The organism is Tumebacillus sp. BK434 (assembly GCF_004340785.1).
Lineage (GTDB): Bacteria > Bacillota > Bacilli > Tumebacillales > Tumebacillaceae > Tumebacillus_A.
Map to the genome: position 1 here is coordinate 309,446 of NZ_SLXS01000004.1, position 24,651 is coordinate 334,096.

24 protein-coding genes and 1 pseudogene are annotated in these 24,651 nt (G+C 57.6%); 16 read left to right on the forward strand and 9 right to left on the reverse strand.

The features are described 5' to 3' along the window. Positions 1-155 precede the first annotated feature (155 nt). The 7 genes from nadE (at position 156) to EV586_RS12790 (ending at position 7,275) form a co-directional block, all read left to right on the forward strand. Positions 156-977 carry an NAD(+) synthase gene (gene nadE / locus EV586_RS12760; protein ID WP_132945498.1) on the forward strand — a complete coding sequence of 274 codons (822 nt, stop codon included), beginning with the start codon at positions 156-158 and terminating at the stop codon, positions 975-977. Then, positions 977-1,858, forward strand: a complete 882-nt coding sequence (locus tag EV586_RS12765; protein ID WP_132945499.1) for an NAD(P)-dependent oxidoreductase — start codon at positions 977-979, stop codon at positions 1,856-1,858. Before nadE ends, EV586_RS12765 begins: the two co-directional genes overlap by 1 nt. Before the next feature lie 134 nt (positions 1,859-1,992). Continuing rightward, the gene (locus EV586_RS12770; protein ID WP_132945500.1) at positions 1,993-2,961 is read left to right on the forward strand and encodes an AAA family ATPase; all 969 of its coding nucleotides are present in this window, start codon (positions 1,993-1,995) and stop codon (positions 2,959-2,961) included. Next, complete coding sequence (locus tag EV586_RS12775; RefSeq protein WP_132945501.1) at positions 2,958-4,115, forward strand: DUF58 domain-containing protein; 1,158 nt, start codon at positions 2,958-2,960, stop codon at positions 4,113-4,115. Before EV586_RS12770 ends, EV586_RS12775 begins: the two co-directional genes overlap by 4 nt. Next, complete coding sequence (locus EV586_RS12780; protein WP_132945502.1) at positions 4,112-5,395, forward strand: DUF4129 domain-containing protein; 1,284 nt, start codon at positions 4,112-4,114, stop codon at positions 5,393-5,395. The genes EV586_RS12775 and EV586_RS12780 overlap by 4 nt, the downstream gene beginning before the upstream one ends. 76 nt (positions 5,396-5,471) lie before the next feature. Further along, entirely contained in the window at positions 5,472-5,969 is a 498-nt protein-coding gene (locus EV586_RS12785) for a GNAT family N-acetyltransferase (RefSeq protein ID WP_132945503.1), read from the forward strand. A 124-nt stretch (positions 5,970-6,093) separates the two neighbouring features. Continuing rightward, positions 6,094-7,275: a thiolase family protein gene (locus EV586_RS12790; RefSeq protein ID WP_132945504.1), complete on the forward strand. Its 1,182-nt coding sequence runs from the start codon at positions 6,094-6,096 to the stop codon at positions 7,273-7,275. Between the two features lie 48 nt (positions 7,276-7,323). Here the strand turns inward: EV586_RS12790 and EV586_RS12795 are convergent, their stop codons facing one another. The 3 genes from EV586_RS12795 to EV586_RS12805 form a co-directional block, all read right to left on the reverse strand. Further along, complete coding sequence (locus EV586_RS12795) at positions 7,324-7,644, reverse strand: chorismate mutase (RefSeq protein WP_132945505.1); 321 nt, start codon at positions 7,642-7,644, stop codon at positions 7,324-7,326. A 1-nt stretch (position 7,645) separates the two neighbouring features. Continuing rightward, positions 7,646-8,533 (reverse strand): prephenate dehydratase, encoded by an 888-nt coding sequence (pheA, locus tag EV586_RS12800; protein ID WP_132945506.1) that lies wholly within the window; start codon positions 8,531-8,533, stop codon positions 7,646-7,648. A 532-nt stretch (positions 8,534-9,065) separates the two neighbouring features. Beyond that, positions 9,066-9,797 carry a PepSY domain-containing protein gene (locus EV586_RS12805; protein WP_132945507.1) on the reverse strand — a complete coding sequence of 244 codons (732 nt, stop codon included), beginning with the start codon at positions 9,795-9,797 and terminating at the stop codon, positions 9,066-9,068. Positions 9,798-9,895: 98 nt separating this feature from the next. On the opposite strand from EV586_RS12805, the pseudogene EV586_RS12810 reads away from it, so the two are divergent. Both EV586_RS12810 and EV586_RS12815 read left to right on the forward strand, forming a co-directional pair. Then, positions 9,896-10,435: pseudogene (locus EV586_RS12810) on the forward strand (D-glycero-alpha-D-manno-heptose-1,7-bisphosphate 7-phosphatase); the annotation flags it as partial. Continuing rightward, positions 10,432-11,823 carry a class II fumarate hydratase gene (locus tag EV586_RS12815; RefSeq protein ID WP_132945509.1) on the forward strand — a complete coding sequence of 464 codons (1,392 nt, stop codon included), beginning with the start codon at positions 10,432-10,434 and terminating at the stop codon, positions 11,821-11,823. The pseudogene EV586_RS12810 and the gene EV586_RS12815, both read left to right, overlap by 4 nt. A gap of 59 nt (positions 11,824-11,882) precedes the next feature. Here the strand turns inward: EV586_RS12815 and EV586_RS12820 are convergent, their stop codons facing one another. Further along, on the reverse strand, positions 11,883-12,806 hold the full coding sequence (locus EV586_RS12820) for a proline dehydrogenase family protein (protein ID WP_481937762.1): 924 nt from the start codon (positions 12,804-12,806) through the stop codon (positions 11,883-11,885). A 205-nt stretch (positions 12,807-13,011) separates the two neighbouring features. On the opposite strand from EV586_RS12820, the gene EV586_RS12825 reads away from it, so the two are divergent. The 6 genes from EV586_RS12825 to EV586_RS21160 all read left to right on the forward strand — a co-directional run bounded on the left by EV586_RS12825 (position 13,012) and on the right by EV586_RS21160 (position 18,992). After that, positions 13,012-13,368: a hypothetical protein gene (locus EV586_RS12825; RefSeq protein WP_132945510.1), complete on the forward strand. Its 357-nt coding sequence runs from the start codon at positions 13,012-13,014 to the stop codon at positions 13,366-13,368. A gap of 103 nt (positions 13,369-13,471) precedes the next feature. After that, positions 13,472-15,025: an L-glutamate gamma-semialdehyde dehydrogenase gene (pruA, locus tag EV586_RS12830; RefSeq protein ID WP_132945511.1), complete on the forward strand. Its 1,554-nt coding sequence runs from the start codon at positions 13,472-13,474 to the stop codon at positions 15,023-15,025. A gap of 171 nt (positions 15,026-15,196) precedes the next feature. After that, a complete protein-coding gene (hemE, locus tag EV586_RS12835; protein ID WP_132945512.1) occupies positions 15,197-16,240 on the forward strand; it encodes a uroporphyrinogen decarboxylase in 1,044 nt (347 codons plus the stop codon). Next, positions 16,237-17,172 (forward strand): ferrochelatase, encoded by a 936-nt coding sequence (gene hemH, locus EV586_RS12840; protein WP_132945513.1) that lies wholly within the window; start codon positions 16,237-16,239, stop codon positions 17,170-17,172. The genes hemE and hemH overlap by 4 nt, the downstream gene beginning before the upstream one ends. Before the next feature lie 5 nt (positions 17,173-17,177). Further along, positions 17,178-18,638, forward strand: a complete 1,461-nt coding sequence (gene hemY / locus EV586_RS12845) for a protoporphyrinogen oxidase (RefSeq protein WP_243653033.1) — start codon at positions 17,178-17,180, stop codon at positions 18,636-18,638. A 189-nt stretch (positions 18,639-18,827) separates the two neighbouring features. Beyond that, complete coding sequence (locus EV586_RS21160) at positions 18,828-18,992, forward strand: hypothetical protein (protein ID WP_165898578.1); 165 nt, start codon at positions 18,828-18,830, stop codon at positions 18,990-18,992. Positions 18,993-19,262: 270 nt separating this feature from the next. Here the strand turns inward: EV586_RS21160 and EV586_RS12850 are convergent, their stop codons facing one another. Then, positions 19,263-20,060: a carbon-nitrogen family hydrolase gene (locus EV586_RS12850; protein WP_132945515.1), complete on the reverse strand. Its 798-nt coding sequence runs from the start codon at positions 20,058-20,060 to the stop codon at positions 19,263-19,265. A gap of 104 nt (positions 20,061-20,164) precedes the next feature. Then, positions 20,165-21,277: an S-layer homology domain-containing protein gene (locus EV586_RS12855; protein ID WP_165898579.1), complete on the reverse strand. Its 1,113-nt coding sequence runs from the start codon at positions 21,275-21,277 to the stop codon at positions 20,165-20,167. Positions 21,278-21,439: 162 nt separating this feature from the next. On the opposite strand from EV586_RS12855, the gene EV586_RS12860 reads away from it, so the two are divergent. Continuing rightward, entirely contained in the window at positions 21,440-22,156 is a 717-nt protein-coding gene (locus tag EV586_RS12860; protein ID WP_132945517.1) for a DUF421 domain-containing protein, read from the forward strand. Between the two features lie 63 nt (positions 22,157-22,219). On the opposite strand, the gene EV586_RS12865 is transcribed toward EV586_RS12860, so the two are convergent. Genes EV586_RS12865 through EV586_RS12875 form a run of 3 tightly spaced genes read right to left on the reverse strand, consistent with a single transcriptional unit; the run spans position 22,220 to position 24,568 of the window. After that, positions 22,220-22,879: an oxidoreductase gene (locus tag EV586_RS12865; protein WP_132945518.1), complete on the reverse strand. Its 660-nt coding sequence runs from the start codon at positions 22,877-22,879 to the stop codon at positions 22,220-22,222. 12 nt (positions 22,880-22,891) lie between these two features. Next, complete coding sequence (locus EV586_RS12870) at positions 22,892-23,683, reverse strand: DUF6602 domain-containing protein (RefSeq protein ID WP_132945519.1); 792 nt, start codon at positions 23,681-23,683, stop codon at positions 22,892-22,894. After that, positions 23,684-24,568, reverse strand: a complete 885-nt coding sequence (locus EV586_RS12875) for a metal-dependent hydrolase (RefSeq protein ID WP_132945520.1) — start codon at positions 24,566-24,568, stop codon at positions 23,684-23,686. Between the last annotated feature and the right edge of the window lie 83 nt (positions 24,569-24,651).

Genomic DNA, 24,651 nt, shown 5'->3' on the forward strand with positions numbered 1-24,651 from the left:
TCATTCGCTAACCGACAAAACCGCTGATCCATTATGGGTCAGCGGTTTTTTTGTAGATTGAAGGGCACGAAGGCGATCGTGAAATGCGACAGCCTTTTTTGTTGCACTGTGTTACAATGAAGCCAATACTTTGATGGCAAAAGGAGACAGACAACATGAGTTTGCGCATGGAAGAACATCTGCGTGGGTTCGAAGCGAGAATTGACGAAGAGATTGCGAATCGCGAAGCGTTTATCCGCGACCAGGTGCTTGGCACCGGCGGTGGAGGCGTCGTGCTCGGCTTGTCCGGCGGCATCGACTCGGCGGTGACCGCAGCTTTGGCGGCCCGCGCGCTTGGCGCGGACAGCGTCGTCGGGCTGTGGATGGGCGCCGAATCGAGCTCCGTGCACCACCGCGATGCGAAGCTGGTTGCGGATACATATGGCTTCCGTCTGCTCGAAGTCGACTTCAGCGAGATCGTCAACCAGTTCCACGGCGTGATGGCGCAATGCGCCGAAGCATTGCCAAGCGAGATGCGCACCGGGCAGGACAACCCGCTCGTCAAAGGCAATCTCAAGCCGCGCTTCCGCAAAAACGCCGAATACTGGATGGCCGCCCTGCTCGGCTACCGCGTGGCGAACACTTGCAACTGGTCGGAAACGGCGATCGGCTATGAGACCAAATACGGCGATGCGGCAGGCGACTTCTCCGTGCTCGGCGACCTCGTCAAGGCGGAAATCTACCTCGTCGCCAAGCACCTCGGCATGCCGGAGCAGCTGGTGACGAAAGCGCCGAGCGCCGACCTGTGGGAAGGTCACACCGACGAAGCGGAGATCGGCATCACCTACAAGGACCTTGACACCTACCTCTGCACGGGCGAAGGCGACGCAGAGACGATCGCCAAGATCGACCGGCTGTACAAGCTAAGCGCCCACAAGCGCAACACGATGCCGCTCGTGGCGCAACCGACATATCCGGGCGAAGGAGGCGTGAACTGATGCTGCCGACAATTGGCTGGATCGGCCTTGGCAACATGGGCCGACCGATGGTGACCAACCTGCTGAACGCAGGATATGACATCACCGTCTACAACCGCACGGCGTCTTCCGCCGCACCTTTTGTGGAGCAGGGCGCCAAGCTCGCCGACTCGCCGAAAGCGCTGGCCGAGCAGGTCGATGTCGTGATCACGATGGTCTCCGACTCGGCCGCGCTCGAAGCGGTGCTGGAAGGAGAAACGGGCCTGCTGCGCGGCGTCCGCGCCGGGCAGTCGGTGATCGACATGAGCACGATCGCGCCGGAAGCGTCCCGCCAAGCGGCCGCCCGCTTGCAGGAACAAGGCGTCGGCTTCCTCGACGCGCCCGTCTCCGGCTCTGTCAAACCGGCCACCGACGGCACGCTGGTCATCCTCGTCGGCGGCCCGTTCGAGCTGTATGAGCAGCACCTGCCGATCTTCGACGTGCTCGGCAAACGGTCGTTTCACTTTGGCGACAACGGACAAGGCGCCAACGCCAAGCTCGTGATCAACATGCTGCTCGGCATCACGATGCAAGGCTTGTCCGAAGCGCTGGTGCTCGGCGCGAAAACGGGCCTCGACCGCGCGACCCTGCTCGAGATGGTCGGCGTCACCGCCTGTGCGTCGCCGATCATCGCCTTGAAAACTCCAAACATCATAGACGACAACTTCGCAGCGGCGTTTGCGCTCAAGCACATGGAGAAGGACTTCGGCCTCGCGCTCGATGCAGCCCGGCAGGCGGAAGCGTCCCTCCCGGCGACGGCGGCGGCGCACCAGACGTTTCTGGCGGCGAAAGCGAATGGACACGGTGACGACGATATTGCAGCGATCCTCGTACAACTGGAAAAGATGAGCGGCCTGCGATAAGGCCGCTTTTTTTCGACAAGATGACAAAAAGATAACGTTTTAGTAACAAAATGGAAAACCACTAGCAGAATATTCGATAAATTTTATATAATCCAAACAGGAAAGTAGTTCACCGCAATGGGGGAGATATCGTCATGACAAAAAAAATCAACGAAGTGGCACAGAAAATCCGCACAGAGGTCGGCAAAGTGATCGTCGGCCAGGAAGAAACGCTCGATCTCTTGCTCGTCGGCCTGTTCTCGGGCGGCCACATGCTGCTCGAAGACGTGCCGGGCGTCGGCAAGACGGTGCTGGCCAAGGCGCTCGCCGCCAGCATCGGCTCCAAATTCACCCGCATTCAATGCACGCCCGACCTGTTGCCGTCCGATGTGGTCGGCACCACGGTGTTCAACCAGAAGACGGGCGAATTCGAATTCCGGGAAGGCCCGCTGTTCTCCCAGCTCGTGCTGGCCGATGAGATCAACCGCGCCATCCCGCGCACTCAGTCCGCACTGCTCGAAGCGATGGCCGAAGGGCAGATCACCTCGGACGGCGTTTCGCGCAAACTGGATCGGCCGTTTTTTGTGATCGCAACACAGAACCCGATCGAGTCGCACGGAACGTTCCCATTGCCGGAAGCACAGCTCGACCGCTTCCTGATGCGCATCTCGCTCGGCTATCCGACACACGAAGAAGAGCGCACGATCTTCCGCCTGTCGCGCCAAGAAGCCGCCCGCACGGCGATGGAAGCGGTCGTCACGCCGGAAGACGTGATCGAGGTGCAGGAGGAAGTCCGCCTCGTCAAGATGACCCAAGAGGTGGAAGATTACTTGATCTCGCTGATCCGCAAGACGCGCAACTGGGAGGGCATCGCCCTTGGCGTCTCCCCGCGCGGCCTGATCGCGCTCGGCGCGGCGGCACAGGCGCTTGCCGTCATCCGCGGCCGCGACTATGTGATCCCGGATGACATCAAATACCTCGCGCCGAAAGTGCTCGCGCATCGCCTCGTCCTCGATTCCTCGATGCGGATGAAGCAGAAGACTGCAAACGATGTGCTGAACGATATTTTGAACGACGCGACTGTGCCGGTCGAAGATGATGCAGCGCCGGCTGCGGCGAGATGAGCGCGCTGATCTGGGTCGTCGCATTAGTGCTGGTCGTCTACGGCTACTCCAAACTGTGGGAGCGCTACACGGCCGGCAAGATCAAGCTGACGATCCGCATCGACGACGCGATCATCTACGACGGGGAGGAGGTCGAAGTCTGGACGGTGCTGGAAAATACGTCCTGGCTGCCGATCCCCTGGTTGGAGCTGCTGATGGGACTGCCCTCCGCCTTGCGCGTGATCGAAGGCGATCAGGAAAAGGAAGAGGTGGCCTACCGTACCTTCCTGCTCCCGAGACAGCGAGTCCAGCGCATGCACAAGATCCGCGTCAAGCGCGGCATGCACCGCCTGAGCAAAGCGGAGATCCAATACGGTGACGGCATCGGGCTGAAAGGGATGTTCGAAGAGATTCACATCTTCGGCCGCATCCTCGTCCGCCCGCGCATCGCCGACGATTTTGAAGTCAACCTGCGCCTGCAGGAGCTGGTCGGTGAACGCTCAGTCGTGCGCTGGTACCAGGAAGACGCTTCGCGGCTGATCGGCATCCGCTCCTACATGCAAGGCGACCCGTACAAAGCGATCCACTGGCGGGCGACCGCGCGGACAGGGGAGCTGATGGTCAAGCAGTTCGACACCACGTCGGAGACCGATTTTTACGTCGTGATGAACGTGCAGTTTTTCGCGACCTTCTGGTGGGGTACGATCCGCGAAGTGGTCGAGCAGCAGTGCCGCATCGCGGCCAAGCTGTTCCAGGACGCCGAAGCGCAGAGCTTCCCGTTTGGCCTCTACACCAACGCCTCCTGGTCGGGCGCCGGTTCGCTCAGCGTCCCGCTGCAAAACCTGCCCGGCCAGATGGATGCGATGCTCGCTGCGCTCGGCGACCTGTCCTACAAGCCGAACGCCCCGTTCGAAGATGTGCTGCAGAGTCTGCGCGGACGCCTGCACAACCGCTCGACGCTGGTCGTGATCACCCCGTACTGGGATGCAAACATCGCGCTGGAGATCGAGATGCTGCGCGCCGAAGGGCATCAGCTGCTGCTGATCGCCTTGGACACGGTCGCCGACTCCCTGCACGGCCTCGCGCCGTCGATCCCGGTGCTGCCTTTGCACGTCGAGCACGCCAAAGTCGAGCAGTTGGCAGAGCTGGCTGACAGCGAGGAGGTGTCCGCATGAACAAGCAATACCGCAAAGTGATCCTCTACGGGCTGGCCAGCCAGGCGCTGGCCGTCACGACGATGTTCACGATCCTGATCGGCCTGATCCCGACCGGCACCCACTATCTCCCGGCCTTCGCGGGCACGGCGGCGGCGCTGCTCCTGGTCGCCATGCTGATCTACCGCCGCAACGAGCTCGCCGAACGGCAGAAGTTCCTGATCGGAGGTGCGGTGACACTGGCGCTCGGCGTGGCGGCGATGGTCTGGATCGACGCGTCGCAGCTGCTGGTGCCGTTGTTGATCTTCGGTGGCTTGGGCGTGTTCCTGCTCCTGCGGATGAGCCAGACGGTCGACGACATGCGCTACATCCGCCAGTCGCTGCTCAGCCAATATAAGCTCGATCTGCAATTGATCGTCGGTTTTATCCTTTATACGGTATTCTTCGGGGAAGATACGTCCTGGCAGTCGAAAATGGTGCCCTTTTTCGTACTCTTCCTCTTCCTGCGCATGACGGCGTTATCTGTGGCTTCGCGCATGGAGCGCGGCGTCAAAGGTGCGAACACCCGGATGGAAAAACTGCAAAACAATCTGCCCGTCTTCTTTATCGGCTTCATTCTGGTCGCTGGATGGATCATGAACACGCTGGGCGTGCCGGTCGTGCGCTGGCTGGTCGGCATCGTGCTTACCATCGTCGAGCCGATCTTCTACTACGTTGGCTACGTGGTCGAGTACCTGGTCAACCTGCTCAAAGCGTACGGCGACCCGGAAGGCACGAAGCAAAAGATCGAAGACATGAAAGAAGCGAACGGCGAACCGCCGCCGGAAGAATTCTTCTTCACCGACGACGGCTCGCACCTCTTCAACGAGACCACCTTGTTCGTCATGTCTGCGATCGGCCTGCTGATCCTGATCATTTACTTCCTGCGCCGCATGAAGCGCGCCCAACAGCTGCAGGCGGCGGTCGGCATCGTCGAGATGCGCGAGTTCATCCACACCGCCAAGCCGAAAAAAGGCCAAGCGGCAGCCGTTCTTGCCAGCGGGAACCTCACCCCGATGCGCAAAGCGTACCGCCGCTTCCTGCTCAGTATGAAAAAGGCAGGCTACACGCGCGGAACAGGCGAGACGGCCAGCGAATACATCGACAAGATCGCCACGGCCCAGCCGAACTTGCAGGCATCGATGCAGGAACTGACCGACTTCTACATGGAAGAGCGCTACGGCGCCCGCTCTGTCGACGACAAGCTCCCGCGCGCCGAAGCGCTCAGCCAAAAGCTGACGGACGGCGACAAAACGAAATAGCAAGCCGGACATCAGCCAATCCCGCCTGCACGAAAAAGGCCTCGACTTCGGTCGAGGCCTTTCGTATGCTGATACTATGAATATGACGATTATCTCCACCCTCAGCCAACTTGCGCCGGAGCAGCAAGCGGAACTCGCCCATGTCATCAAAGAATCCTGGCGCAAGCTCTATATCAACCTCGGCACCTACACGGAAGCTTACGAAACGGACGAAAACTTCTGGGGACTCCCGATGATTCAAAAAGAGCTGACAGCAGGCAACCGCTGGCTCGTCGCGCTGGAAGCGGGGCAGTGTATCGCCGCCGTCCTGCTCGAAGCGACAGACGACAGCCTCATGCTGCGCATGCTCGGCGTCCACCCCGACCACCAAGGAAGGAGCCTCGCCATCACGCTCATCGACCACGCCGGCGAGATCGCCCGCCGTGAACACTATCCCAAACTGACCCTGTTCACCTCCGGCTTGCTCACCGGGCTCGTCGCCTTCTACAAGCGCATCGGCTTCACCGAAACCCGCCGCGAACCGGTCAGCCGCTTCGGTCTGCAGTACGACCGCGTCTTCTTTGAAAAATATTGAACTCATCAGTCTAAAAGAATACTATAGAAGTACACGCAATACCCAGACAACTTTGACAAAGAGGGATGGCCAGATCGATCTGATCGCCGCCTGCTGTTGATCACACCCAAAAGGAGAGATCCTGATGAAAACTGTGTACCTCGTCTCCGCCGTCCGCTCCGCCATCGCGTCGTTTGGCGGTTCCTTTAAAGACATGATGCCGTCCGACCTCGCCGCTCAGCTGTTGACCGCTGCGGTCGAGCGGGCCGGTATCGAAAAAGAGCTGGTCGAAGAAGTGATCCTCGGGCACTGCATCCAGCGCACCGACGAGCCGAACACGGCCCGCACCGCCGCGCTGAAAGCAGGCTTCCCGAACACCGTGCCGGGCTACACCATCCAGCGTCAATGCGGCTCCGGCATGCAGGCGATTCTGTCCGGCCTGCAGCAGATCCAGACCGGCTATGCGGACATCGTGCTGGCCGGGGGCGTCGAAGTGATGTCCTCCTCGCCGTACGTGCTTAAGCAAAACCGCTGGGGTCAGCGCCTGCAGCACAGCACCGTCTATGACACCGTCTGGGAATGCCTGACCGACCCGCTTTCCGGTGACATGATGGGCCACACGGCGGAGAACCTTGCTGAAAAATACAACATCACCCGCGAAGAGCAAGACGCCCTCGCCCTCGAATCGCACCAGAAAGCATTGGCTGCCATCGAGTCCGGCCGTTTTGACCGAGAGATCGTCCCGGTGACCGTGCCGCTCGGCCGCGGCAAAACGGCAGAAGTTGCCCGCGACGAGCACCCGCGCGCCGACATCTCCGCCGACAAGCTCGCCAAGCTCCGCCCGTCCTTCAAGCCGGACGGCGGCAGCGTCACGGCCGGGAACGCATCCGGCCTCAACGACGGGGCCTGTGCGGTCATCCTGATGTCGGAAGAAAAAGTCCAAGCGCTCGGCGTCAAGCCGATCGCGAAGATCGTGGCCGGCGCTGTCGCCGGCGTCGAACCGGAACTGATGGGCTACGGCCCGGTGCCGGCCGTTCACAAGTTGCTGAAGCAGACTGGCTTTAGCATTGACGACATCGACCTCTGGGAGATCAACGAAGCGTTTGCCGCCCAATACATCGCCGTCGAGCAACTGCTCGGTCTCGACCGCAGTCTCGTTAACGTCAACGGCTCCGGCATCTCACTCGGCCATCCGGTCGGCGCGACGGGCGCGCGCATCGTCACCACCCTCGCGCACGAACTGCACCATCAAGGCCGCACCCGCGGCATCGCCACACTCTGCATCGGCGGCGGCATGGGCCTCGCTTTGATGATCGAGCGGGTATAATCGTCACCTGGCGAGGCTCTGTGTTGCAGCAGATACAGCCGCTTGGTTTCAAAAGTTGGACGGACGCTCCTGTCCGTGTTCGTCTCTCTGCGTGGACAGCTCCTGCTGTTGCATGTGAATGAATTGTTCGATCATCGTCCGGTAGACCGCTTTGGTGATCCCGGGGTCCATGTCATAGGCGGCGGAGAGCTGCTGCACCCGTGCGAGGATCTCTTGGTTGCGGCTGGGCACGTTTGCTTCGGAAGCGTCTTTTTTAAACTTCATGGCCAGCCGGACATAGTGGCTGCGTTCTGCGAGCAGTCGCACCACTTGATCATCGATCCGATCGATGCAATCCCGGACTTCTTCGATGCTGACACAATCGAGCATGTTATCGTGCCCCTTTCTTTACGGGTACTTGTGTTGCCTCCTGCCGATAAGCCGGATACGATCCAAAACAACGCACGGCACAGCCGAGCCGTTCAATTTCGGCAACGGCTGCCGCGAGCTCTTCATCGGAGGCGTACCGTTCGACGTCGAGGATAAAATAGTAACTCCCGAGCTCGTTTTTCGTCGGTCTGGATTCGATCTTGGTCAGGTTGAGCTGCCGCGACGCAAAGGCGGACAGCACCCGGTGCAGTGCGCCCGGGTAATCGGACTGCAGCCTGATCACATAAGTGGTCTTCGGCTGCTCCGCCTGCGGGAGTCGCAAGAGGGGCATGTCGGCCGTGCCAACGAGGACGAACCGGGTCTGATTGTGATCATGATCTTGGATATCTTCCCGCAAGAACTCCGCCCGGTACAGGGTGCGGGCGAGGCGGGTACCGATCGCAGCCCACGGCTGGTCCGGCTGCGACATCATCGACTTCACGGCGGCTGCCGTACTGGAAGTGTATTCGATCTCCGCATGGGGCAGATGCTGATGCAAGAACAATCGGCATTGCGCGACCGCTTGCGGGTGCGAATACACTTTTTTGATGTCGGGAAGCTCCCGGCGCGCTGCCGAGACCAGCTGCTGGGCGATCGGCAAAGTCAGTTCCGCTTTCAAGGTGAGGTCGACCTGATGGATCAGCCAGTCCATCGTCATCGTCACACTGCCCTCGATCGAATTCTCGATCGGGACGACCGCATAGTCCGCCCGGCCTTCCGACACGGCATCCAAAACGGTGGAAATTGCCGGATACGGATCGAAGCGGGCGGTTTGTCCGGCGAAAAAGTGATGGGCTGCCACCTCGGTAAAGGTGCCGGCCGGCCCCAGATAAGCTACGATCTGCTGCATGTTCATACGCTCCTCTCAACTTGCGTACACAAAAATCCCTCGTCTGGCAACCGTGCGCACAGAAACATGCACAGGGCTGCTGAGACGAGGGATCGCGGTACCACTCAGCTTTTCCGCCTCCTCACGGAACGGCGGACTCAACAAGTCTGGAGACACAGGACGAAGCCCGGGCCGCGCAAACATCAAAAACGCCCCAACACCGAACTTCACACAGTAAGTTCGATGCTGAGGCGACAGTTCGCGGTACCACTCAGCTGCTCCGGCTTTCTCGCGAAAGGCGGACTCATCCAGTCTCTAAGACTCGGTCGGGTAACGGTGACCAGCCGTCACTCTCTACTAGGCTCCCTGAGCATTCGCAGCTCCCTGAAAGCGGTTCAAAAGCAAAGCTCCGAGGCGAAATTTCGACGAAAGAGATCGTACCGCCCTCCCAGCCAAGGGGCGGCTCTCTGACACGAGAGCTCCAGTCTACAGGTCCTCATCAACGCTTGCTGTGTTTGATTAATGAGAAGTATAGTGAGAAAGATATGGGTTGTCAACTGCCTTTTTGCTTAAACTTGAGATTGTTGTATTTGTGCACCACATCGCCGCTCATCGCATCGACAAACACTTTCCACTCCGCCGGGACGGACATGTCGCGGATCGTCACCACATAGACCAGCGTCACCACATCAGGCTCCGGGTAGGGGAAGTAGAACAGCGCGGCGGTCGGTTTCCCGTCCTGCTGCTTCGGCTTGACGTCCGCAAGCGCCTTTTCAATCGCCGTGTCCGAGTTCAGCTGCGGCTGCTGAATCCGTTCCGTATTCTTGCTGAGATCGGGCGTAAATTCCCCGTTCACCGAGCGCACGACCCCGTCCTTGTCGATGTGAACGATCAGTTCATCGCCCCAGACAGGAATGTTGTTGCAGATATGTGCGAGCCGCACGTGCGTCATGCCCAGCTCGTCTTTCTGCACCTTGCGCAGGCGGAACGTCTTTTTCGCCGAATCAAAATGGTACAGGGCTTTCACCGTGTCCATAAACTTCAGCGCCTGTTCCATCGGTTCGCCTTTCAGAGGTTTGGACAGCTTGCCGGAGATGAAGCTCGGCGTCCCGTGCTGCTCATCCCAGCGGATCTGGATCGTGCCTCCGCTTTTCTCCGTCAAGTCCTGCAACTGCCGGTGTTCGCCTTTGCTCATCTTGTCCGGGTTCGCCGACGCGGTCAGAGGAGTGAGGACCACAGCCAGAGCCAGAGCCGCGCCAATCAATCGTTTCGCATTCATTGCCATCTGTCAGCATTCCCTCCTTTGACTGATTCTGTCAGCTTTAGCGTACCCAGACAAAAGAGGGACTACGCACAAGCGTTGGGGGAAACCTACAGGTTGAAGGAGGGAGCCACGAAATGGCAGACAAAGCAGTCTTTCTCGATCGCGACGGCGTGATCAACGACCATGTGACCTACGTCAACACGCCCGAAGATCTGATCCTGTTTCCCGGCGTCGGCCAAGCGATCAAAAAGCTGAACGACGCGGGCTATAAAGTATTTGTCGTCACCAACCAAGGCGGTGTCGGCCTTGGCTTCATGAAAGAAGAACACCTGCGTGCCGTGCATGACAAAATGGAGCGCGAACTGAAGCAGGACGGCGCCATCCTCGACGAGATCGCCTACTGCCCGCACAAGCCGAAAGCGAACTGTGCGTGCCGCAAGCCCGAGCCGAAGATGATCCTCGACCTCGCCGAAAAATACAACATCGACGTCAACAAAAGCTACATGGTCGGCGACCGCGACACCGACGTCCACGCCGGCCATAAAGCGGGCACCAAGACCATTTTTATCGGCGAGCCATACGCCAAGGCCGACTACAGCGTGTCTACGCTGGCCGAAGCGGCCGACCTGATCCTGAGCCAAGAGGAGGGGCGAGCATGAGCGAACAGTTCCGCATCTCCCGCGATTCGCTCGGCGAAGTCAAAGTGCCGAGCGATGCTTACTACGGCCCCCAGACCGAGCGGGCCAAGCACAACTTCCCGATCTCCGGCCTGCGCCTGCCGCGCCGCTTCATCCGCGCCCAAGGCATCATCAAACTCTGCGCCGCCCGCGCCAACCGCGACGTCGGCGACCTCGACACCGAGATCGCCAACGCGATCATCTCCGCGGCGCAGGAAGTGATCAACGGCGATTTCGACCGTGAATTTGTCGTCGACGTCTATCAGGCGGGGGCGGGGACGTCGCAAAACATGAACGCCAACGAAGTCATCGCCTCCCGGGCGTCCGAACTGCTCGGCGGCGGGCGAGGGGACACGAGCAAAGTCCATCCCAACGACCATGTCAACATGGCCCAGTCCACCAACGACACGATCCATGTGGCGATGAACATCGCGGCCATGGAAGGGATCTACCACGATCTGCTGCCTGTGCTCAAGCGGCTCGAAGCAGCGCTGACCCAGAAAGCGCAAGAGTTCGATCCGATCGTCAAATCGGGCCGCACCCACCTCCAAGACGCCGTCCCGATCCGCCTCGGCCAAGAGTTCGCCGGCTATGCCCAAGCGGTCGCCAACCGCCGCGTCCAGCTGGAGAAGACGGCCCGCGCCCTGCTTGAGATCGGCCTCGGCGGCAACGCGGTCGGCACCGGCATCAACGCCCACCCGGAGTATTCCGAAAGCGCGATCCGCTTCATCGGCGAAGAGACCGGTCTCGGCTTCGTCCCGCCGCACAACTACTTCACATTCGTCCAGAACCCGGAAGCGGCGATCCAAGTGAGCGGTTCGCTCCGTTCCTTGGCGATCACCGTCAACAAGATCGCCAACGACCTGCGCCTGCTCGCCTCCGGTCCGCGCACCGGCATCGCCGAGCTCAAACTGCCGCCCGTCCAGCCCGGCTCCTCGATCATGCCCGGCAAAGTCAACCCGGTGATGGCCGAGATGATGAACATGATCTGCCACCAGGTGATCGGCTTTGACGCCTGCATCGCGTCGGCCGGGGGGCAGTCCCAGCTCGAGCTCAACGTGATGATGCCCGTCATGGCGTACAACCTGCTGCAGGCGATCCACATCCTGGCCAACGGCATCTGCGCCTTCACCGAAAAATGTGTCACAGGCCTCGAAGCGGACGCCGAGCGCTGCCAGCACTACGCCGAGATGAGCACCGCCCTCGCCACCTCGCTCAACCCGCTCGTCGGCTACGACACAGCGGCAGACATCGCCAAAACCGCCTACAAAACCAACAAAACGGTCCGCGAGGTCGCCAAGGAACGGGGCATCTCCGAAGCCCATCTCCACGACCTCCTCGACATCCGCAAACTAACCGGCAACAACTGATCTTGGCTGCCAGCAATCAAAAAAAAGAGCCTGTCCCATCGGGACAGGCTCTTCGCATTCTACTTCCTGAACATGTTCTTGATAATAAACAGCGCATTCGCCGGACGCTCCGCAATCCGTCGCGAGAAGTACCCATACCAGTCATTCCCGTAAGGAACGTAGACCCGCATCGTATACCCTTCACGCACCAACTCGCGCTGCGTCTCCGGACGAACCCCGTACAGCATCTGGAACTCAAACTGTTCGTTCGGAATGTTGTGCTGCTTCACAAACTCCTTCGTCCAGTTGATCACCATATCATCATGAGACGCCACCGCCGAATAGTGACCGGACAGCAAATGCATCTCAATGATCTTCAGATAGTTCTTGTTCACATCGGCCATATCCGGATACGCCACCTTCGGCGACTCCAGGTAGGCGCCTTTGACCAGACGCAAGTTCATCGAATCAAACTCCGTCTCCAGACGCTTCATGTCATCCACCGTGCGGTACAGGTATGCCTGGATGACCAGACCTACGTGCTTCCCGTACTCGCGCTTCAGCTCATCGAAGATCTCCATCGTCACATCAATATGCGCATAGTCCTCCATATCGATGCGGACAAAATTGTCCAGTTCACGCGCCTTGTCGAGGATCATGCGCATATGCTTCATGCACAGTTCCTTGCTCAAGTCCAGACCCAGCGATGTCATTTTCAGCGACATGTTCGAATCGACGCCGCTTTCATGGATCGCATCGAGCACGTCCAGACAAGCTTGAGTCGAAGCAAACGCTTCCCGTTCATCAAACACGAACTCGCCGAGATGGTCCAGTGTGACCACCAGCCCGTCCTTGTTCAACAGACGAACCTGTTCGATCGCTTCTTTTAACGTTTCACCGGCCACAAAGCGAGCTGCACCAAGACGCATGCCATATTTTTTAATGAACCCGCTGACCAGCTTGTTGCCGGCGACAGAGAGTACGATCTTGCGGCTCAATGACAATGAAATCGACCCCACTTTTTCAAAAGGTTATAAACATTTCTAACCAATAGTTCTCAATTAGTATAGCACAAAATCCGAAACGTGAAGCAAGATTTGTCGAATCTGTGTCGAGCCCAATTTCACGGCGGGGAAGGGCAGTCAGGACACCTGTCACATATTGTGTAGATGTCCCGATACAACGCATCCGGAAGGGAGATCCGCCCTGATGAGCCAACAAGATCGTCAACCACTGATCGGCCCGGTGATCACCACGCCGCCCGGCGCGGTGCCGCCCGTGATCTTCGGCAACCCGCAGCTCGTCCCGCAACCGCTGCCATACCCGCTGCAGCCGGTCCCGTTTTCGCCCTATTACGGAGTCCCATACCCGCGCCCTTTTCTTCATCTCCCGGTCGGACTTTACCACTATCCGCACCGGCAATACACCGCTCGCACGCAACACGTCAGATTTTTCCCAGCGCCGATCCCGCCTCTGTTTCCGCCCGTCTACGGCGTGTTTCCACCTTTGTTCCCGCCTGTGCCGCCGCCGATCTATCCCTACCCGCTGCTGCCTATCATCTTCTAATCTGCATCAACGGGGGAAAGCAAAAACTTGCTTCCCCCATTCAACTCCGATACAATTACTAATGGAATGAAACCACCAATACATACATATGGGGGAATTGAAGATGGGCGTTAACGTTTTCAAAAACGAACCATTTAGCGATTACAGCAATCCGGAGCGCAAGCGCTCGATGGAAGCTGCACTGGATCTCGTCGCTTCCCAGCTGGGCCGCGACTACGATCTCGTGATCAACGGCAAGCGCATCTCCACTGAAGGCAAATCCGTTTCGATCAACCCGTCCAACAAAGACCAAGTGATCGGCCGCGTCTCCAAAGCTGACCAGTCGCACGCGGAAGAAGCGATGCAGGCAGCTCTGACCACCTTCGAATGGTGGAAGGGCGTTCCGGCGAAAGAGCGCGCTCGCGTGCTGCTCCGCGCGTCGGCGATCATGCGCCGCCGCAAGGACGAGTTCTCCTCCTGGCTCGTGTACGAAGCAGGCAAGAACTGGGGCGAAGCGGATGCGGACACCGCAGAAGCGATCGACTTCCTCGAGTTCTACGCACGTGAAATGGTGCGCCTCTCCGAAGACCAGAACCTCACCCGCATGGAAGGCGAAGACAACGAGCTGACCTACATCCCGCTCGGCGTCGGTATCGTCATCCCGCCGTGGAACTTCCCGCTGGCGATCATGGCCGGCATGACCGCAGCAGCGATCGTCGCAGGCAACACCGTCGTGCTGAAGCCGGCGACTCCGACCCCGGTCATCGCTGCGAAATTCGTCGAGCTGCTTGAAGAAGCAGGTCTCCCGGCTGGCGTTGTCAACTACGTTCCGGGCTCCGGTGCGGTGATCGGCGACTACCTCGTCGATCATCCGAAGACCCGCTTCATCTCCTTCACCGGCTCCAAAGAAGTCGGCATCCGCATCTACGAGCGCGCTGCGAAAGTGCAAAAAGGCCAGATCTGGCTGAAGCGCGTCATCGCGGAAATGGGCGGCAAAGACGCACTGGTCGTCGACAAAGGCGTCAACGCGAAAGAAGCGGCACAAGCGATCGTCGCGTCCGCGTTTGGCTTCTCCGGTCAGAAGTGCTCCGCATGCTCCCGTGCGATCATCCACGAAGAGATCTATGACGAAGTGCTGGGCCACGTTGTCGAAATGACCAAGCAGCTGACCGTCGGTCCGGCTCACGAGTACAACATCGGCCTCGGCCCGGTTGTTGACGAGTCCGCGTACAACAACATTCTCAACTACATCGAGATCGGCAAAGGCGAAGGCCGCCTGCTCGCCGGCGGCGGCAAAGCAGAAGGCAACGGCTTCTTCATCGAGCCGACCGTCATCGCAGACGTTGACGGCCGCAACGGGCGTATCGCGCAAGAAGAGATCTTTGGCCCGGTGCTCGCTGTGATCAAGGCGAAAGACTTCGACGATGCGCTGGAAATCGCGAACTCCACCGAGTTCGGTCTGACCGGCGGCGTGTTCTCCAACGACCGCTTCAACCTGGCGAAAGCTCGCGAACACTTCCACGTCGGCAACCTGTACTTCAACCGCAAGATCACCGGCGCACTCGTTGGCGTGCAACCGTTCGGCGGTTTCAACATGTCCGGCACCGACTCCAAAGCGGGCGGTTACGACTACCTGCTGCAATTCACCCAAGCAAAACTCGTGGTGGAGCGCTACTAATCGACATAAGTTCCTAAAAAACGGACACCCTGTAACTCTAAGGGTGTCCGTTTCTGTTGTGACACAATTCCTTCATTTGATTCTCCCAGATACTTGCGCTAGAATGACAATGACCAAATTATGCTGTTTCTTTATTCCTATACATATCTCTGATGAAACTGGGTGACGACAATGACCTATAATGATACCTTTCTGCGAGCGATTCGCAACGAGAAAGTCGACCATGTGCCGGTCTGGTACATGCGCCAAGCGGGCCGCTACCAAGCGTCCTACCGCAAGATCAAAGAAAAACACTCCCTGATGCAGATCTGTGAGATCCCGGACCTCTGCGCCGAAGTGACGATCTCCCCGGTGCGCGACCACAACGTCGACGCGGCGATCCTGTACTCCGACATCATGATCCCGGTCAAGCCGATGGGCGTCGATGTGGACATCGTCGCAGGCGTCGGACCGGTGATCGACAACCCGATCCGCGAACTGGCCGACGTGCAGGCGCTCCGCCCGATCCAGCCGGAAGAAGACCTGCCGAAAACGATGGAGACGATCCGCATTCTGCGGAACGAACTGAAAGTTCCCTTGATCGGTTTCGCAGGCGCGCCGTTCACTCTCGCGTCCTACATGGTCGAAGGTCGTCCGTCCCGCGAATACCACAAGACCAAGCGCATGATGTACGCTGCGCCGGACGTGTGGTTCGCCCTGATGGACAAGCTCGGCGACATGGTCATCACCTACATGAAAGGGCAAGTGGCAGCGGGCGTACAAGCGATCCAGATCTTCGACTCCTGGATCGGCGCTCTGTCGCCGCGCGACTACGAATACTACGTGTTCCCGACCATGAAGCGCATCTTCGAAGGCCTGCGCGACGTGCCCGTGCCGAAAATTTACTTCGGCGTCAACACCGGCCATCTGCTCAAGCTGTGGAAAGAGCTGCCGATCGACGTCGTCGGCGTCGACTGGCGTGTGCCGCTGAACGTGGCGAGCGAGCGCGTCGGCGACAAATTCGCCCTGCAAGGCAACCTCGACCCGGTCTACCTGCTGGCGCCGTTCGAAGTGCTGCAGGAAGAAGTCAAGCGCATCATCGACCTCGGCCTCCAGCATGGCGGCGGCTACGTCTTCAACCTCGGCCACGGCCTGTTCCCGGAAGTGCCGGAGGATGTCGTGACCAGACTGACCGCGTTTATCCATGAATACTCGGCAGGGAGGCTGCGCGGATGAGCAAGCAGGTGATCGGGATCTTGGCGATGGCGTACGGTACTCCGTCCTCCGTCGCTGAGATCGAACCGTACTACACCCACATCCGCCGCGGACGCAAGCCGGAGCCGCACCAGCTCCAAGAGCTGATCGAGCGCTACGAAGCGATCGGCGGACTTTCGCCGCTCAACGAGATCACAGCGGCACAGGCGCAAGGCCTTGAACGAACGTTGAACGAAATGAACCCGGACGCCGAATACCGCGTCTACACCGGCATGAAGCACGCGCATCCGTTTATTGAGGAGACCGTGCAGAAGATGGTGCAGGACGGCATCGAGCAAGCGGTCGGCGTCGTCTGGGCGCCGCACTACTCCACGATGAGCATCGGCACCTACATCAAAAGCGCCGAAGAAGCCCGTGAAAAATGGGGTGGACCTGCGCAGATCGGCTATGTGGAAAGCTGGCACCTCCAGCCGCTCTTCCTCGATTCCACCGCACAGCGCGTCGCCGCCGCCCTCGCCGAATTTTCGGCCGACGAGCGCCCGACCGTGCCGGTCGTCTTCACGGCGCATTCGCTGCCCGAGCGCATTTTGCAGATGGGCGACCCGTACCCGCAGCAGATCGAGGAGACCGGTCGCGCTGTGACCGAGCAGATCGGGCACAGCAACTGGTTCACCGGCTGGCAAAGTGCCGGACGCACGCCGGAGCCATGGCTGGGACCGGACATCCTCGACGTGATTCGCGACCAGCATGCCCAAGGCGTGCGTTCGATCATCGTTTGCCCGGTCGGCTTTGTTTCCGACCACCTCGAAGTGCAATATGACATCGATATAGAAGCCAAACAACTGGCTGACGAACTCGGCATGAAGCTTGTCCGCGTGGCGAGCCCCAACGACGAACCGCTCTTCCTGAAAGCGGTTGCGACCGCCGTGCTCGAACAAGTCAAAAAGGGATGAATGGGATGGAACAACAACAGGTGAAAACGGCCGTAATCATCGGCGGCGGCATCACCGGGATGAGCACCGCCTACTACCTTGAACAAAAAGCGCGTGAACAGGGCATCGACCTGCAGATCTACCTGCTCGAAGCGGACGACAAGCTCGGCGGCAAAGTGCAGACGGTGCGCCGCGACGGATTCGTCATCGAAGCGGGCCCGGATTCCTTCCTGGCCCGCAAGACGGCAGCCGTCACGCTCTGCCGCGAGCTCGGCATCGACGGGGAACTGGTCGGCACCAACCCGAACGCGCGCAAAACCTACATCCTGCATCAAGGCAAGCTGCACCGCATTCCACAGGGCCTGAATATCGGCGTACCGACCCAGTTCATGCCGTTTGCGACCACGACCCTGCTGTCCTGGGGCGGCAAGCTGCGCGCCGGCCTCGATCTGATCAAGCCGAAGAGCACTCATCAAGGCGACCAGTCGCTCGGCGCTTTCCTCGAGCGCCGTCTTGGCACCGAAGTGGTCGACCGCCTCGCCGAGCCGCTTTTGGCGGGCATCTATGCGGGTGATCTGCGCAAGCTCTCGATGCGGGCGACCTTCCCGCAGTACGAGACCTTAGAGCAGAAATACGGCTCGCTGATCCGCGGTATGCTCGCCCAGGCTCAAGAAGCCAAGGCAGCCCAAGCGAACACCGCGCAAAAACCGGAACTGGGAGCGCGCCCGTTGCCGAACTCCGTCTTCCTCACCTTCCGCACCGGTCTGGCCCGCCTGATCGAAAGCCTCGAAGCGGCCTACAAGCGCACCGAAGTGCGCAAGAGCACCCGCGTCGAGAAGCTGGAAGAGCAGGAAGGCGGCGGCTACACCGTGCGCTTGCAGGACGGCAACACTCTCGATGCGGACGCGGTGATCATCACCACGCCGAACTACGAAGCGGCGAACATCCTGCCTGCTTCGTTCTCGCCGAAGACGCAGCTCAACCAAGTTCCGTACGTCTCGGTGGCGACCGTCGTGTTTGCCTTTGACAAAGGCGTGATCGATTTCCCGCTCGACGCCAGCGGCTTCGTCGTGCCGAAGAAAGAAGGCATCACGATCACGGCGGCGACGTGGACGTCGAGCAAATGGCTGCACACCGCCGAAGACGGCAAAGTGCTGATGCGCTTTTACGTCGGGCGCGGCGGCGACGAAGCGATCGTCGAAGAGCCGGATGAAGAGATCATCCGCCGCGTGCGCAAAGATCTGCAAGCCACGATGGGCGTGACGGCCGAACCGGCGTTCTCCATCGTCTCGCGCTGGAAGCGCTCCATGCCGCAGTACACCGTCGGCCACCTCGATCGCGTCAAGACCTTCACCGATCAAGCCGAGCGTGAACTGCCGGGCGTGTTCTTCGCTGGAGCAGGCTTTACCGGCCTCGGCATCCCGGACTGCATCGGGCAGGGGGTCGCCATGGCAGACAAAGTGATTTCCAACCTGAAAAAGGGCTGAGCCATCAGCCCTTTTTTGCATATTCAAGGGACAAAATACAAATCTTATCAGGGAGAGCAGCAACAGGGGCAACGTTCACAAAATGGTAGCCAATCATTCACCTATTTTTCAGAAAATTCCGCTTGTTTTTTGCGGAGAATTCTGTATAATCAGTAATAACATTTAAGATATGAAAGGAAGGGAATCAACATGTCTCAACATCACGAACAATGTGTCTTGTGCCAAGCCGAAACGGATTACGAGCCGGAAACGCCGTCCTACCAGCGCCGCAACTACATCGACACCGCAGGCCAGCTGTGTGCGGAGTGCTACGAAGAGATCGCGCAGAACAAAGAGTGGCACAACCTGCTGTAAGTTGACGACGAGCGGACCGAACAGCCAAAAGACCTCCCATGCAGATGCAGGGGAGGTCTTTTGCAGGTTGGCAGGTGTTAGCAACCAGTGGAAGCCCCATATTCCGGAACGAGCAGGAAGAACAGAACAAAGATGATCAGAAACACCACTGCCCAACGGGTGTAGGTACCGAAAGTGCCCATGACGACACCTCCTCACCGGGGGAAGTTTGTCCGAACCCCCTACTACTAGGAGATGCAAGCACGTCCCATTCGGTGCGTTACCAGTTGTCTATTTTTGCCGGTACAGCTCCGGGCGGCGGTCTTCAAAGATCGGGATCCGGCTGCGAATCTCCGGCACGACGCCAAGGTCGATCGTCACATGGTGGATGCCTTCCGTCTCATCCGCTTCGAGCAGGATTTCGCCCCACGGGTCGATCACCATCGAATGGCCGAAGAACTCCGTGTCCCCAGTGCGGCCGACGCGGTTGCAGGAGACGACAAACATCTGATTCTCGATCGCGCGGGCGATCTGCAGATGGCGCCAATGGTTCAGGCGCGGATGCGGCCATTCCGCCGGAATGAACACCACCTGCGCCCCGGACAGCGACAGCGTGCGGGACAGCTCCGGGAAGCGCAGGTCGTAGCAGATCATCGACCCGATCTCCACCCCGTCCAGCGCAAAGCGGCCCACCCCATCACCCGCCTGCAGATATTTTTCCTCATCCATCAAGCGGAACAGGTGCATCTTCGAGTAGTCCCCGACGACAGCCCCGGTGCGATCAAACAGGTACGTCGTGTTGTACACCTCGCCCCCGCGCACGTCCGCGACGGAGCCTGCGAGGATGTTCACACCGTGCTTGGCAGCCAGCCCGCCGATCACCTCACGCGTCTTGGCGCCGTCCTGGTCGGCGATGTCGCGGATGTTCTCCAGCGAGTAGGCCGTGTTCCACATCTCCGGCAGCACGATCAGGTCGGTGCCGTGTGCGGCTGCCTTTTCAATCCATTCGGACGCCTTGGCAAAGTTGGCTTCCGGCTGCCCCAGCGCGATGTCCATCTGCAGCAGGGCGATACGTACAGCTTGTTTCATATCTGGATTCCTCCGCTCAACGAAAAAATGGTCACAGTGCTTATAGAGTAGCACGAAGCCAAGAAAAAACCCACCCTCCAATCGTGGAGGGCGGGTCTTGGTGCTTAGTTGAGGCCAGTTTCAGTGGTGTCGTCCGCCTGAGCTGCCGCCGCAGCAACGGTGAAGTCCTTCGTGAACTCCACCCCGAGCACTTCGCGGGTCGCAGCGTCTACAAACGCCACCTTCAGCGTGTAGTCGCCAGCGTTTGCCATCGTCGTCTTGAAGTTGGTGGTGATGCCATCTTCGCTCTCCAGACCGATCTCAGCCGGCTTGAAGCCTGCTTCCGGGCCGAAGAACGCCACGCCGTTTGCGTCGGTGGTAAAGGACAGCCATCCCAGTTCGGTCTGGTACGAGACCGTCTGGTTGGCAACAGGAGTTCCATCTTTGCCGACGAGGGTTGCACGGTAGCGCAGCGCCATCTCTTCAGGAACGTTAATAGTTGCAGCCGAAACGGTGAACTGCGCTTCCTTGCCAGCGGTGATGTTCTCAAAACCACCAAAGCCGATGTTCACAAACGTGCTGTGCTGCACAAATTCCATCGTCGTCTTGTAGAGCATCTGCGCACCCATCTCACGAGTCGTCGCCGTCTTCGGCTCAAAGTTGCCGGTGCCGGTGCCAAACGCGATGCCCATCTCTTGCGCCAGCGCCACATAGCCTTTTGCCCAATCCGAGATCTTGCCCGCGTCTTTAAAGTCCGGGGTTGCTTGCGGATCGACGAATTCGTTCAATCCGAACATGTTCATGATCGCTACGATCGCCTGCTCACGAGTCATCGTCTGGCCGACACCAAACACGTCCTGGCCTTTCGAGTTCTTGCCGACGCCGCTCATGATCTTCTCATCATAAGCCGTTTGCACGAAGTTGTAGTACCATTCCGTTTGCTTGGTGTTGTCGGCGAACACCATGTTTCTCTTCGCCGCGGTATTCGGCGCGTGTGCCTTCACCAGCATCGTCGCGAACTGCTCGCGGGTCATTTTCTTGGTCGGAGCGAATTCCGTATCCGACACGCCCATCAGGATCTCATATTCATTCAGGAACAGGATCGCTTCCTGCGCATAGCTGTTCGAGATATCTTTGAATGCAGTGCTTCCTGCAGCAGATACCGGATTCACCAGCGTACCAATCAAGGCAGCAGTCGCAGCTGCGGATGTCAAAAGCTTGAAGCGGTTCTTTGCCATTGTAGGTGGTTGTCTCCCCTCGGGAAATAAGTAAAGTTTTATGCCAATCAACATCTTAGCAATTGATGCCAATGGTGTAAATGGTGCAGACCGCCTAAGATACTGGCAAGGCGGGTAGTATTTGGCACTGGGGGAAGAGTAAGGGAAAAGGAGGGATTCCCTGTGAGCCTCGAAATGCTCTACCGGCCCATCACGGCGTTTGTCGCCTTGCTTCTCCTGTCCCGACTGCTCGGCAAGAAGCAGATCCGGCAGATCACCGCCTTCAACTACATCTCCAGCATCGCCTTCGGTGCCAGCGCTGCCTACGTCGCGTTTAACCCGCTGGTTAAGTTCCACTACGCCCTCATCACCATGTTCATCTGGGGAGGTCTTTCCTACGGTACGGAAATGCTGGCCCAAAAGTCCCGCAAGATCCGCCTGCTCCTTGAAGGCGAGCCGACCGTGGTGATAAAAGAAGGTAAGATTTTGGAGAAGTCCTTGCGTAAAGAAAAGATGAACGTAGAGGAGTTGACTATGCTCCTCCGCCAAGAACACATCTTTTCGCTAACAGAGGTCGACTACGCCATCCTGGAGCCCGACGGCCAGCTCAGCATTTTGAAAAAGACCAACCACCTGCCCGCCTCCAAACACGACATCGTAACCGGCCGCGCCAATCCCGCGCCTTTTGGTGTGCAGGTCGTATCGGATGGGCAGTTGCTGACCCATAACCTAGAGACGATCAAGAGAGATGAAAAGTGGCTGGAGCAGCAGTTGCAGCAGCAAGGCATCCCGACGTACAAGGCGGTGTTCTATGCGGAAGCGCAAGAGGATGGAGGGCTGTATGTGGATCGGAAGAAAGATCAGCCTTATAAGGGGGGAGAGGAGAAAAGCCAAACTTGACGCGAGGGGCGTGAAGTTTGGCTTTTGGTTTTTTTTGATGGGGTGCATAGTCGCTGCAAGCGTTTACTTCCCGAGTGCGGCGATCCGATCTGACTCATAGATGTTCGCCCCGCTTTGTCCAGTCTGCGCCACCTCGATCATCGCAGCCGCCACTGTGCGCCCGTGAATGGGCTTGTATTTGGCTGGAATCAGCGGTTTGAGCGCTATCGATACCACCGCCCCGAACTGCTCACCCAGACGGAACTCCTTGCGTTCTCCGAGCAGCAGCGAAGGGCGGAAGATGTGCAGCGAAGGGAGGTCAAGGGCGCGGATGTCGTTCTCCACCTGGCCTTTGACTTGGTTGTAGAAAATAGAAGACTTCGCGTTTGAACCCATCGCCGTGATGATGAGGAATTTGTCTACACCGTGCTCCTTGGCGAGACGTGCCAGCTCAAGCGGGTAGGTGTAGTCGACCTTGCGGAACGCTTCTTTCGTCTTGGCGACCTTGATCGTGGTGCCGAGGCAGCAGAAGAGATCGTTGACGTTGAAGTGTTCGCTGTAAGCCGAGAGATTGTCGAAATCGACCACGACCTGCTCCAACTTCGCATGCGAGTGGGGCAGGGGCTTGCGGACGAAGATGGTTACGTTGGAGTATGTATCGTTGCTCAGGAGCTGGGTCAGCACATGACCACCTACAAGGCCGCTGGCACCGATGAGGAGGGCAGATTTTTTTGTTGATGTCATCTCTTTATCACCTCAGAGTAGACTTCTTTTCAAGAACTTTCTTGATTCTTTCTCATCAGGATACCAAAGTCTTCCTGAAACCTTACTATCCATTGTGTTTAGTAGGTTAGATACGAAGAAGTTAAACGATTTTTCTTCAGTATTGTAGATACCGAACTCAGGATGACGTTGATTTTTCCAGTGGAGGCCGTACAACTGTTGGTTTATACAGAAAGAAGACAGAGAGTATTTGCGTAAGAACATTTCTTTTGAAACTGTAGAACGGCTGTTTAGTTCTTCGAACTTTCTTATGTAGAACTCTGATATTCGAGTAACGATATGCTCACTAACACCGTGCATACTTTTTGTTTCAATATCTTTATAGTCGTATGCAAAAATTGCTGTGTATACATCATTAGTATCATCGTTCAGTATAGTTTGGGCAGAGTACAGATTTTCAAATGCACTTTCTCTTTGAGTCTTGTAGTAAATGTCTGTCTTTACTTCGATCACAGCTTTGACATAATGTCGAGGTACGATTACAAATTCGGAAGACCTAAAAATTACTGGCGATGCATTGTCATAAATCAAAATATCGATTTGTTTACTCGAAGAATTTCCTGAGTCGTCGATAATAAAGCCTGAGCCAATCTCGTATTTACTAGGTAAAAACTTCCGCAAGGTTTCACGCAGAATTGCCTCTTTGTGTGACCCATCCGACGCCCAATGCGTTTCTCCAATTAAGTTTCGAACCCTATTCTTCGTTGTGTTTAATTCTTCAGCAAAACTTCTGAAATAATTGGGGAGATCCCTTACTATAGACATTTATTTTGCCCCTTTGGTATTTTTCTCGATAGATTCGAAAAGAAAAGATTGCCCATTCCGATAAAAACGAGGGTCGTAAATCCCCAAATGCTTTTCATCGTCAACGATTACAACAAAAGGAGACCATTGATGTAGCGTTTTAGCAGCAGGATTTTTCTTAAACAGTTCATCTAAGTTCGATTTTGTCGATGACTGAAGTGTATATACCAACTTGGGTTCACTCCATAATGTTGCATCCAAAATCTCAACCACATCCCCGCGTTTCCCAATCACCTGATAGTTCCACGGTACGAACTCAGCCGATAACGCCACCTGCTCATACGGATCATCCACGGACTGATAGATCGCGTACCCTTGTACGGACTGGATGAGGATGTGCGCAGCGATCAGGCACCAAACCCCTTTGAAGACTTTATGCGGCGCGATATGCTTCCGAACTCGCGAGAAGATAAACCCACCGAGAATGAATGCCCAGATCGTCAGGTCAATGATCGGGATCGTCCCAAAGGTCAGTCGTGCCTGTGAGAAGGGCTCAAAGTATCCAGTTCCCCAAGCATTAAATATGTCTGATGTGTCGTGTATGAAGACTGCTAGTAGCCCTAGGAAGAAGATTCTTTTGTCCTTGGTACGCCATACTAGGAAGCAGATCAAGGACAAGAGCAGAGCCCAAATCGGCACCATGAAAATAGAGTGTGTGATACCACGATGCCACATTTGATACATGCCTTGTGTATCCCATAATTGCGAGATGACATCAATGTCGGGGATTTGGCTGCCGACGAGGGAGGTGAATAGGAGAGAACGCTTTAATTCCTTAGACATTTCGATTTTGTTTACAGAGCGATACATAATGACGCCGAATAAGGTATGGGTGATTGTATCCATAATTACCTCTCTTAACCAAAGTATTTTTAGTTTAGCAAAGAACTCAATGAAATGGGAGTCGCATCGGATTGGAAAAGAGAAAG